Origin of the sequence: Pedobacter sp. HMWF019, assembly GCF_003061025.1 — a bacterium.
GTDB lineage: Bacteria > Bacteroidota > Bacteroidia > Sphingobacteriales > Sphingobacteriaceae > Pedobacter.
This window is the reverse complement of the sequence record NZ_QAIL01000331.1, coordinates 1-12,154: the sequence shown is the minus strand read 5'-3', so window position 1 is coordinate 12,154 and position 12,154 is coordinate 1. Positions and strand designations below refer to the sequence as shown.

The following is a 12,154-nucleotide window of genomic DNA, read 5'->3' as shown; positions in this document are numbered from 1 at the left end:
CATTGCGGATAGTATAGGATTGAGGATTTGTTTTATAATCTGCATCCTTTCCATCAGCATATATCGTTGCGATGTATTTTTTTCCTTGCTCCAAAAAGCTCAGATCAATTTTTGAAGTTCTGGCGATTTCTCCATTTACACTTCCCAAAAACCATTGTCCTGTTTTTTTAGCTTTTCTGGCCACAGTGATGTACTGTCCTGGTTCGGCTTCAACATATTTACTGTCGCTCCAGTCTACCGCAACATCTTTTATAAACTGAAAGGCATCCATAAAACGCCTGTAATTTTCTGGCAGGTCTGCTGCCATTTGCAGTGGGCTGTACATGGTTACATATAAAGCCAGCTGATTGGCAATGGTACTATTTACATAGGAATGGTTGGACGAACTTATTTTGCTTAAGTCCATTTCAAAAATACCCGGCGTATAATCCATTGGACCTCCCTGCAAACGGGTAAAAGGCAAAATGGTTACATGGTTAGGCTTAGATCCGCCAAAAGCCTGATATTCGGTTCCTCTGGCAGACTCGTTACCAATCAGGTTTGGATAGGTACGGGCAATCCCTGTAGGTCTTACAGCCTCGTGCGCATTGACCATAATTTTATATTCTGCTGCTTTTTCAACTGCATATTGATAATGGTTAACGATCCACTGGCTGTAGTGGTTCTCTCCTCTTGGAAGAATGTCTCCCACATAGCCACTTTTCACAGCATCATAGCCATTTAGTTTCATATACTTATAAGCAGTATCCAGGTGTCTTTCGTAATTTCTAACCGAGCCTGAGGTTTCATGGTGCATGATCATTTTCACGCCCTTTGATTTTGCATAGGCCTGGATCTCTTTCATATTGAAATCAGGATATGGAGTTACAAAATCGAAAACGAAGTCTTTGGAATGTCCAAACCAATCTTCCCATCCAATATTCCAACCTTCTACCAATACTGCGTCAAAGCCGTTTTCTGCTGCGAAATCAATATATTTTTTCACATTTGCTGTTGTAGCGCCATGTGTCCCATTTGGCTTAGCTTTGCTATAATCGGTCTGACCAATTTTAATAGATGGAAAATCATCAGTGTAAGACCAGGAACTCTTTCCTGTAATCATTTCCCACCAAACCCCTACATATTTTACTGGTTTTATCCACGAGGTATCTTCTATTTTACAAGGATCATTTAAATTATAGATCATTTTTGAAGCCAGGATCTCCCGGGCGTCATCACTAGCCATAATTGTTCTCCATGGCGTATGATCCGGAGCCTGTACATAGCCTTTATTGCCCTGAGCATCTGGTGTAAGCCAGGATTCAAATACCATATTTTTGTCGTCCAGGTTAAGGTGCATACATGGATAATTGATCAATGCAGCCTCATGAAGGTTAATATACAAACCATCGGCAGTTTTCATCATCAGGGACGTTTGTACACCAGTAGGTGAAAATCCTTTCTGTGAAACATTCGCTGTTCTCGCTTTGGTAGATAGCCCTCTGATTTCAGACAATTTAGAGGTGGTATAATCATATTCCTGCGTATCGTAATCTCCCACTATCCAAAAGGCAGTATGGTCTCCTGCCATTGCAAATTGGCTATGTTCTTCTTTAATTGTAAAGTAGACCAGGTTCTTTTGGGTTGGAAATTCATACCTGAACCCCAGTCCTTCGTTATATAAACGAAAGCGAATCACTATACGACGGTTTGTTTCTTTTTGGTCAAGGGTAACTGCCAGTTCGTTATAATGATTTCGTATGGTACTGACCTCTCCCCAAACAGGTTTCCAGGACTCGTCAAAAGAAGAAGACTTGGTGTCCGCAATTACGAAATCGTTAAGAAGGGACTTAGCATCGTCTTTCAATTCCAGTCCAAGTTTACTCGGCTTGATGATCAATTTACCTTTATAGGTTAATTGATATTGCGGGCTTCCGTCTGCCTGAATGCTAAAATTCATTAAAAATTTCCCATCGGGAGATTTGAGCTGCTGTGCACTGGCACCCCCAAAAACAGAAAGGGTTAATAATGCTAAGAAAAGAAGTTTCTTCATGTAATATTTGGTTAATGTAGTCAAATAATAAATACGAATTAATTACTTTTTATTGAATACGGCTTATCTGGGCATTTCAATTTCTTATCAAAACGTATCAAAATTGAATTCTGTTCTTTAAACAGCTTAAAACTTATTAGTTTCATAAGCGCTTCCAATCTGTTATTTTTGTCAGAATTACCTTGTCGCCTTGAAAAAAATCCTATATCTGCTGTTCTTACTGCTTTGCTTTTATAAAGGCCAGGGTCAGGAACATGACTTTTATTTTAAGAATTACCAGATTGAAAACGGTTTATCAAGTAATACCATTACCTCGGTTACACAAGATAAGAAAGGCTTTATGTGGTTTGGCTCTCGCAATGGGCTAAACCGTTTTGACGGGCTGAGGTTTAAAGTTTTTCAGCGCGATCCCGCCGATGGTAAAAGCCTTGGAACCAATTTCGTAAAAAGCATCCATGAATCCAGAGATGAAAAGCTTTGGGTAGGAACCTCTAACGGGGTATATATTTATGATCCTGTACAGGAATCCTTTTCGCTTTTTACCAGTATCCCACGTGGAGAAGCAGAGGCCATAGAAGAAGATGCAACACATAATTTATGGATACTTTCTAAACGCATTCTTTACCAGTACAATCAAGAAGATCGTAAATTAACCAGGCATTTGCTAAAAGGTGAAGATATCGTTTCCATTGCCGTTGATAAAAAAGGAACACTCTGGGCCGCAGACAGCAAAGGCTTACTTGAAAATTTCAATCCAACCAAAAAAACTTTTATTAGTTATAACCTTCGCCCACAGAATCGGGCAGCCTCCTTTGCGCCGATCGACAAGATATACCCAGTTGGAGACAGTTCTATATTGGTTTCCAGTACACAGCAGGTAGTTTTGTATAATTATACGACAGGCAGCGTAAAGGTCGTTTTTCAAGCAAATTCACTAAAACCCAAACTATCTACTTATGCCATTGCAGTTCAGCAAGATGGCACCTATTGGTTAGGTACTGAAACAGGGCTCTATGTACTCGACCTGAAACGTGGCACTACTACCGCCATCAAGAAACAATATGGTAATCCTTATGCTTTATCAGACAATATCATTTGGGCAATCTATGTGGATAAAGAAGGCGGAACCTGGATTGGCACTTATTATGGCGGTATAAATTACTATTGTGCCCCGCAAAACAGGTTTAAGAAATACTTTCCGGAGCCAGGGAATAATAGTTTCTCTGGCAATGTGGTCCATGAAATCTGCCAGGATAACCGTGGAAACCTATGGGTCGGAACTGAAGATGCAGGACTTAATGAAATAGATTTGCGAACAGGGAACATTAAAAACTACCTTCCTGAGTCCCCTAATGGCATTGCTGAGAAAAATGTACATGGCTTGCTGGCCGATGGTGACAATCTATGGATTGGCAGCCTTTCCCATGGGCTGGATGTGATGGACTTAAGATCGAAAAAGATCATTAAAAAATTCAGGGCCGGACCACAAAGCGGATTACAGGACAATTTTATCATTACCCTGTATAAAACCCGTGACGGTGCTGTATTTGCAGGCACTCAAAAAGGCTTGTTTAAATTCGACCGGAAATTGGATCGTTTTAGGCAGGTACCATTTTACAACGCACAGATCCAATCTGTACTGGAATCTTCTGATGGCACACTCTGGGCCTGTAGTTACGGAGGTGGCGCATTTTATTACGACCAGAGGAGCAAGAAACAAGTATTGTTTAACAGCGAAGGCAAACATCAGGATGCACTGGTCAGTAATTATGTGAACAGTCTATTTGAGGACAGCAACAAACACATTTGGTTCTGTACAGAAGGTGGTCTTTCCAAATATGACCCAAAAAGCAAAAAATTCAAGAACTATACCACTGCCAACGGTCTTCCAAACAATCAGACTTTTAGAATTCTGGAAGATAAAAACGGCAATTTATGGATATCGACAGCCAATGGACTTGCGATATTCAATCCGCTAAAAAACAGCTTCAACGCTTACCATGCATCCGACGGACTTCCAACAGAGCAGTTTAATTTCAACTCCTCCTTTAAAGATGCTAAGGGCAGATTCTATTTTGGAACTGTAAAAGGTATGATCAGCTTCGATCCTGAACGGCTTACGGAAAACACATTTATTCCTCCGGTATATATCACAGGCTTACAGGTCAATAATAAAGATCTTGATCTACGCCATACTTCTATCCTTGGTCAATCCATTCTCTATACACAGGAAATTACACTTCCTTATCAACTTTCCAGCATCAATCTGGATGTTGCCGCACTAAGCTATTTCAATCCGGAAGGTAACCAGTACAAGTTCAAAATGAGCGGACTAGATAAAAACTGGACAACATTACAACAAAACAGGCGTATCTATTATACAAACATGGCACCTGGCAGCTATACTTTCAGCATAAAAGGAGCTAATAGTGAAGGTGTTTGGAATACTAAAGAAACCATTCTAAAAATCACAATCACACCACCGTGGTGGAAAACTTATTGGGCCTATTTTTTTTACATTATGCTCCTCTTATTGATCATTCTTACTATAGTACGCTATTACCACCTTGCGGTTTCAGAGAAAAACAAAAGAAAGCTGGAGATTGTAAAAATTGGTACTGAAAGAGAGATTTATAATGCAAAGATTAATTTCTTTACCAATATTGCACATGAAATCAGAACGCCGCTCACATTAATTAAAATGCCTTTGGATAAACTGCTGGCCAAGGACAGGAACAGCAAGGACTCAGAGAACCTGAACATGATAAACAAAAACACGAACAGACTTATAGATTTAACAAACCAGCTTCTTGATTTCAGGAAAACGGAATCAGAAAGCTTTAGCCTCAATTTCATAAAAACAGACATCAATGAGCTCCTGAGTGACGTTTTTAGTGATTTTAAACTTTCTGCCCAGCAGAAAAACTTAAATTATGTGCTGGAACTACCACGTCTTATTGTACTCCATGCTTTTGTTGATCCTGAAGCCATGCGTAAGATACTTGCCAATTTGATCAGCAATGCCATCAAGTATTCCAAATCCAGGGTTTTAGTAAAGCTGCTGCCGCTAACCAGTGAGGACGAAGTGTTTTATATCCAGGTTTCGAATGACGGTTTACTTATTCCTTCTTCCTATAACGACAAAATATTTGAGCCCTTCTTCAGGTTAAAGGAAACAGAAAAAGAACCTGGAACCGGCATTGGATTACCCATAGCCCGTTCTCTTGCACAGTTACATGACGGCAATGTAGAACTTAAGGCATCTACAGAAGCCCTTAATATATTTTTACTGTCGATCCCTATGTTTCAACAGGAGCCCGCTGAAACCTATCCTTTGGATCGGGATGAAGACCGCCTTAAACCGGCAACTCCCAAAAAAGAAAGTCTTGATGCAGAACGGAGGGATAAACCGGTGATCCTGCTGGCCGAAGACAACAAAGAAATCATAGCCTATATCCGTAAAGAACTCGACTCCTTCTACCAGGTGTTAGAGGCTGGAAATGGCTATGAAGCTTTTCAGTTATTGCAGAATGAGCACATTCAAGTGGTGGTCACAGACATTATGATGCCAGTGATGGATGGAATAGAGTTGTGCAAAAAAATAAGAGAGGATTTTGACTATAGCCATTTGCCTATTATTTTGCTAACGGCAAAGAACTCACAAAGTTCTAAAATGGAAGGACTGGAAGTTGGGGCCGATGCCTATATCGAAAAGCCTTTTTCCATGGACCATCTTCTTGCTCAGATCAACAACCTGCTGACCAACAGAAATTATATAAAAGATCATTTTGCCCGGTCGCCTTTAACTCATATGAAGGGAATTGCCCATTCTAAAGGGGATGCGAAATTTCTGGAACAGCTCAGTAAAATGATCTTTGACAACATCACAGACATGAACCTTGATGTAGACAAGCTATCCAGCTTGATGAACATGAGCAGGACCACATTATACCGTAAAATTAAAGGCCTGTCGGACATGACACCCAACGAACTGATCAACCTTACCCGGCTTAAGAAAGCAGCTGAACTCTTAGCTCAGGGAGACTTGAAGATCAATGAAGTGGCTACTTTAATTGGGTATACACTACATGCCAATTTCTCCAGAGATTTCCAGAGGCAGTTCGGTTTGTCGCCAACAGCTTATTTAAACAGCTTACCTAAATAGCGATCCATTGCTATATTTATCCTGGCTGGTGAAGCCAGGATAAATATAGCAATTATATATATAATTAAAACGGCACAGACATATGGACCATCAAGCGGTTACCTGCATGTACGCGTCCGCCTGCTAAATTCTGGGAACGTACATTTTGGTAATTGGCGCCTAAGGAAAGTCTTTTCAACGACACCTCCAGCCCGCCAACTGCAGATAAAGAATAGCCGCCCGATACAGCGACATCATATTTCTTATTCTCTACATCCTTTTGTGCTGTTTCATACAAGACACCTGCGTTTGGGGCAAGCGTTACAGCATTGGCTACCCTGATTTTATAATACATCAAAATATTTCCGGTAAATTTATTACCATAGCGGTACTCATACTTGTTTTCTGTATTGAGCTTATAATTCAGATTGGCATTTAAACCAAGGTCATTGTAACGGATATCATAAGCGGCATTTAGTGTAAAATCTGTACTGGCTGTTCCCAACTGAAAGTTGTTTGGAGATTCGCTTATAGCCAGACGCTCTGATGGTTCATATTTACCTGTTGGCACTTTGATGCCCCCGCCTATCCATAATGACTGGACGAGCAAACGGTCACCAAGGGTCCTTTTACTATCTAAAAGTTTGTAATAGCCCATCAAGGCAATATCACCAAGGCCGTTTTTTCTTCCGTTACCCGTCTGGCTTTCCCGCTCGTTAAAATTATAAGGCACAAAGGCCAGTATCCTAAATCTGCTGCCAATATTCCAGCCACCCCAAAGCTCCATGCTTTGGTAAGTTTCATCAGAAGTAAGTGGTGTACGCTCTCCAAAAGGACCAAGATGTGTTCTTAGTGTTTTGTGCTGGTAGCGTAAGCCAATAAAACGCTTATTGTATTCCGGTAAAATACCCAAATAGTAACTCCCAACGCCACAACCACATATATCACATGCCCGGGTAGCTGTTATACTAATCATCACCAGCACCAGTGCCATCATTATTTTCTTCTTCATATTTATTGTTCTGATAACATTTTATTATTGATAAAGTCTGTATCGTTCAGGGTATTCAGGAATGCGGTCAATATAGCTTTCTGAGCTTCGCTCAAGGATATACCCGATTTTCCGTTCTGATCTAGCACCGGATCTAAATTTGGTGTAGCCTGCACCTCTGAATTGTAGTGCTCCAGTACTCCTGCAAGTGATAAAAACCGCCCATCATGCATATAAGGTGCTGTGTATTGCAGGTTCCGTAAAGAGGGCACTTTAAATTTATATTTATCCGTTTCCATCAGTGTAGCGGCATATAAACCTTTATCATTTATAGGACTGATTCCCAAACCGTTGTTACGAAAAGAACCGTCAGTAAACAACGGTTCTGCATGACAGGAAGCACATTTGTCTTTAAACAGTATATAACCTGCTTGTTCATCAGCACTAAATACTGCACCAGCTTCCTTACGCATCACCTTATCGTATTTAGAATTGCTGCTCACACACATCACCATAAACTGGGATAATGCCTTCATAAAACGAGCAGTCGTAACTTCTTCTGTACCAAAAGCACTTTTAAACATGGCAGTGTATTTGGGTAATGCCCTGATCTTGTTCAGTACATTCTCCAGGTTTTCATCCATCTCTTCATGGGTCGTAATGGGGGTAATGGGCTGGAGATCCAAATCATAAACACCTCCGCCCCACATAAAGGCTTTATTCCAGGCCAGGTTCATGATCGGCGGCGAGTTGCGTGTTCCCAGACGGTCGTCAATCCCATGGCTCACATCATGCCCGTGCTGCGTAAATGCAGATGACTGGATATGACAGGAACCGCAGGTGATGGTATTGTTCCGCGACAGCCTGGGCTCATAAAACAAGGCCCTGCCCAGTTCAAAGCCTTCTTTGGTGACCGGATTATTTGCAAAGTTATATCCAGGATCAGGAAAGTTAGCTGGTTTCTGAAAACCAAGGAATTTCTCTATCTCTTCTTTAAACGGATTGTCTTTCTTACAGGCCAGTATAAACAGGCCCAGGAAACACAATACGATCCAATGTTTCTTGTTCATTGCTGTTAATTTTCAGTGTGATCGTGCCTGAACATTTCGGGAAAATTGGCTGCAATTTTAGCCGTAAAATCATCGAACATCACATTCGGTTTTTCTGCTATTTTAAATGTATTTTTCCCGTTAAACACCTTCATTATATCAACAAAGAGATGGATATTAATTTGGCGGTCTTTCCTCACTTTGGCTATTCCGGCTGTTCTTAAATCCACGCTAATAACCTTAATGTTATTTAGCGTTGGCGCATTATAGCCACCAAAAAATCCGATATGATATTTAAACTGCTTCTTGCCAGTTGGATCACCGTTAACGTCATCGGAAATAACGGCAGAATTTCCCTCAAATTTAAAGAAGATGTAACCATTGTTCCAGCCCCAATACATACCTCCGTCTTCATGTCCCCCGCCCGCAGCAGGGTCAAGAACACCTGTACGTTTGTCTATCGGCATAGTACTGCGTAAACTGTCTACACCTAACGTGAAGGTTAAACTGGTATAATCGCCTTCCGGTACTTTTACCTTTGCAAAACGGGTAGCTTTATCATCGCCCCTGATCAGAAAATAGCTGCTGTCCTGGTTTACTGTATAAGTCTTCCCGGCCTCGGTAGTAACCTTGATATTGCTGATGAAATACTGAACCCGGGAGATGGTGAAAGCTTCACCCGCTGCATTTTTATAGGGACTGCCTGTATTATTAAAAGTGAGTGTCCTTTCACCAACAATATTGTCAAATTCTACAGAAAGTGGCGCCAGGTTTGTTTCCTGAAACTCAGGTGCTGGGTCCTCTTTTTTAGAACAAGCGGTTATGATCAGTATTAAACTGAAGAGTAAAACCGTTTTCCATATTTTTTCTTTTGTGATCATTATCTTATTCGTTAGGATTATTGATTTGTTTGTTTGTCATAAATTCATGGTCGGTAAGCGCGCCTAGAAAAGCAATAATGGCCTGCCGTTCCTTTTGTGTGAGCGGTATACCCGCCTGTCCCCGGTTCTGATAAAGCAGTTGATCTGTCGTTGGAGAGATTTTAATCCCGGATTGGTAATGATCAAGTACTTCATTTATAGTTTTAAATCGGCCATCATGCATATAGGGCGCAGTGACCAGTACATTTCTTAATGAAGGCGTTTTAAATTTCCCCAAATCCAAAGGATTGAACGTAACTCTGAAACGCCCCTGATAAATGCCTTCGTGATCATCATTAAAAGCGACATCAATACCATTATTGTGATAATTATCATCTGTAAACAATTCCCCGCTATGACAAGCCTTACATTTGGAATTTACCAGGTTCATACCCAGCAGTTCACTTTCCGTTAGCCCTGCTCCTGATCCGGCTCTCCTGTATTGATCATATTTGGAGGTACCGGAGATTAGTGTACGTTGAAATTGTGCCAGGGCTTTAATCACATTCACGGATCTGATGCCATCTTTAAACACCATTGCAAACCTTTTCACATATTCAGGATCAGCTTTTAATTCTTGTTCTAAAACATTTAAATCCTGGAACATTTCGTCTGCGCTGGTTAAAGGACCTAAAGCCTGGGATTCAAGATTCTTTGAACCGCCATCCCAAAAAAGACCACTTTCAGCCCAGGCCAGATTAAACAGTACGGGTACATGACGTGCAAGGGCCTGACCGGAAACCCCTACCGTTGTCAAAGCTATTCCATCAGAAAAAGCAAGATCCTGCCGGTGACAAGAGGCACAGGAAATCTTGTTGTTTCCAGATAATCTGACATCGTGAAACAGCATTCTGCCCAATTCTATACCTTCTTCGGTGAGCGGATTATCCGCATGTTCCAGAACAGGAGGAAAATTTACAGGCACCCGCAGCTTAACCGCATGCGGGGCCTGTGAAACTTCTTCACTAACGTTTTCCTTATTACAGGAAAACGTTACACCAAAGAGGAAGAAAAGAGCAGGGATGCGCAAGAAAGCGCATTTGCCCATGATATACCTAGTTTACAGATTTAATGGTAAACACTTTATTGGCGTAGTTATTCGCAACGGGAGCCATTACCGTCGCTTTAGAAGCACCAACTACAGGATTGGTCATCACATCAATACCATCGGTAACCTTTGATAGGTCTGCATTTACTACGATGCTGGTCGATGTCGACGAAGTGATGCTCAGGTTCTTCGGTAAGTCTAAGACGATCGTTTTGTAATTCGCATTCAAACCAGTCTCTATAAGCATGGTTTTTGTCGTTTTTCCATCGCTTACCTTTCCTCCTGCAGACGTAAAAATATAACTGGTCAGCCACATCCAGGAAATATTGGTCATCCCATTTAACTGCGAAAGTTCACCAGACTGCAAACTCATATTGTCGTTGTATTTTTGATCAACACCAATCGAAAACTTAATGGATTTATAATCGCCAGCAGGAACTTCCTTTAAAACAACGCTTTCACGCTTGGTTGCTGGGTATACAGTAGTTGGGAGGTCATTGTTTACGCCTGTAAGCTTAATCTCGCCCGTTTCTTCCATCAAATAATAGGATCCTGAAACTTTAATTTCCTGACCTGTGGTAGAAACCAGTACGACATTGCTTAACCAGTATCTGAATTTAGTGAAATTATAGGTGATGCCGCTGGTTGTAAAATCCTTTTTCAATGCGAAATCCTGATTTCCAAAAACAGCATCCATAGTAAGAGTGACCTTTCCTTCTCCCTGAAGAATGATGGCATCTTTGTCTTTGGAACATGAAGTAAATAATAGGGCTGATAAGCCTATGATAGATAGTATTTTTTTCATTGATAATAATTTGATTGTGCATAGCACGTCAGTATCGCGCATTTCTGTGCGTTCCTAAATACTTAATAATGAGTTGATTTCATGAAATAGCTTTATGAAAGCGCATAAAAAGGCATACGCCTTCTTCTGACGTAAAAATTCAAAAACTAAACCGGTAAATTAAGATAAATTGGACACAGGAGGCGGATGCAGAATTTCAAAGCTGCGATTGGGAAGATCAAAGCGGATATCCTGATGCTTTTTCTTTTCAAGGAGACTGGAAGCAGGATTAAAGGAAAATGTTTCATGGAGAGACACGATTTCATGAAGTCCTTTTTTAAAATTATTTTCCTCCTGCCTTTTCTCCTTTTCTTCCGCTTGCTTTAGCTTTTTCATCAGATAACATTTACCATTACAATGCATTTCAGGTCTGTTCCTGTTTTCGCATAATGCAGAGGCAATGTACTTCTGATTCATTTCAAAACCGGCATACACAAAAAAGCGTGAAAGGCTGGAGCCCGTCATCGCAATTAATAAGCATATGGCAATAATCCGGTTGATCATTTGACTGCAAAGATAAAGATATTGCAGCCAAATGATTGCCGAAAACTGTATTTTTTAATAAGGAATTGATTTTTATATTACTCCGTTGATCAAGGGTTTTCTGCTGTCTTTGTTTGGGCTAGTTCTGCATCGTCTGGAGCACTCTTTAAATCTCTGTCGAGTTCGTAAAGTGCATCTCCACTTGCAGCTGCACCGCCGGCAATTTTTATTTTGTCCAGCAATTCCATGGCCAGTGTTTCTTCTTCTGTTTGTTCTTTAACAAACCATTGCATGAAGTTCCATGTGGCCCAGTCTCCTTCGTCAAAACTCATTTTGACTAGTTTATATATTGCTTTAGTATTATCGATTTCAGATTCGAAGACCTTTTCAAAACATTCTTGTATCGTTAACGGGTCTGCTGGAGGTGCGGGAATAGCTTCTATCCTAACCCTCCCTCCCCGCTGTAAAATATATTCGATGATTTTGGTCATATGATTACGCTCTTCGTTCGCGTGTCGGAACAAAAAATTAGCAATTCCGCCATAACCTTCACTGTCTGCCCATACTGCAAAAGAGATATAAGTCTGCGCTGCAGCAGCTTCTTTGGTTACCTGAGCATTTAATCCGTCACTTAGTGTATTAG

At 40.8% G+C, this 12,154-nt stretch carries 9 protein-coding genes; 1 reads left to right on the top strand and 8 read right to left on the bottom strand.

The window, feature by feature from the left end; genetic code table 11:
* Positions 1 to 2,032 (bottom strand): glycoside hydrolase family 97 protein (locus tag DBR11_RS18540; protein ID WP_199233881.1); only part of this gene is annotated, 2,032 nt, incomplete at its 3' end.
* A gap of 190 nt (positions 2,033 to 2,222) precedes the next feature.
* Between DBR11_RS18540 and DBR11_RS18535 the strand changes: the two genes are divergently transcribed.
* Entirely contained in the window at positions 2,223 to 6,197 is a 3,975-nt protein-coding gene (locus tag DBR11_RS18535; RefSeq protein ID WP_233260817.1) for a hybrid sensor histidine kinase/response regulator transcription factor, read from the top strand.
* Between the two features lie 64 nt (positions 6,198 to 6,261).
* Here the strand turns inward: DBR11_RS18535 and DBR11_RS18530 are convergent, their stop codons facing one another.
* From DBR11_RS18530 to DBR11_RS18500, 7 genes are all read right to left on the bottom strand, one after another.
* Positions 6,262 to 7,188 (bottom strand): transporter, encoded by a 927-nt coding sequence (locus tag DBR11_RS18530; protein ID WP_108554126.1) that lies wholly within the window; start codon positions 7,186 to 7,188, stop codon positions 6,262 to 6,264.
* A gap of 2 nt (positions 7,189 to 7,190) precedes the next feature.
* On the bottom strand, positions 7,191 to 8,237 hold the full coding sequence (locus DBR11_RS18525; protein WP_108554125.1) for a cytochrome-c peroxidase: 1,047 nt from the start codon (positions 8,235 to 8,237) through the stop codon (positions 7,191 to 7,193).
* 5 nt (positions 8,238 to 8,242) lie between these two features.
* A complete protein-coding gene (locus DBR11_RS18520) occupies positions 8,243 to 9,097 on the bottom strand; it encodes an MbnP family protein (protein ID WP_108554124.1) in 855 nt (284 codons plus the stop codon).
* A 4-nt stretch (positions 9,098 to 9,101) separates the two neighbouring features.
* Positions 9,102 to 10,184, bottom strand: a complete 1,083-nt coding sequence (locus tag DBR11_RS18515) for a cytochrome-c peroxidase (RefSeq protein WP_108554123.1) — start codon at positions 10,182 to 10,184, stop codon at positions 9,102 to 9,104.
* Between the two features lie 7 nt (positions 10,185 to 10,191).
* Positions 10,192 to 10,989 (bottom strand): MbnP family protein, encoded by a 798-nt coding sequence (locus tag DBR11_RS18510; RefSeq protein WP_108554122.1) that lies wholly within the window; start codon positions 10,987 to 10,989, stop codon positions 10,192 to 10,194.
* Positions 10,990 to 11,148: 159 nt separating this feature from the next.
* The gene (locus tag DBR11_RS18505) at positions 11,149 to 11,532 is read right to left on the bottom strand and encodes a hypothetical protein (RefSeq protein ID WP_108554121.1); all 384 of its coding nucleotides are present in this window, start codon (positions 11,530 to 11,532) and stop codon (positions 11,149 to 11,151) included.
* An 89-nt stretch (positions 11,533 to 11,621) separates the two neighbouring features.
* A partial coding sequence (locus tag DBR11_RS18500) for a ferritin (RefSeq protein WP_108554120.1) occupies positions 11,622 to 12,154 on the bottom strand: 533 nt, incomplete at its 5' end.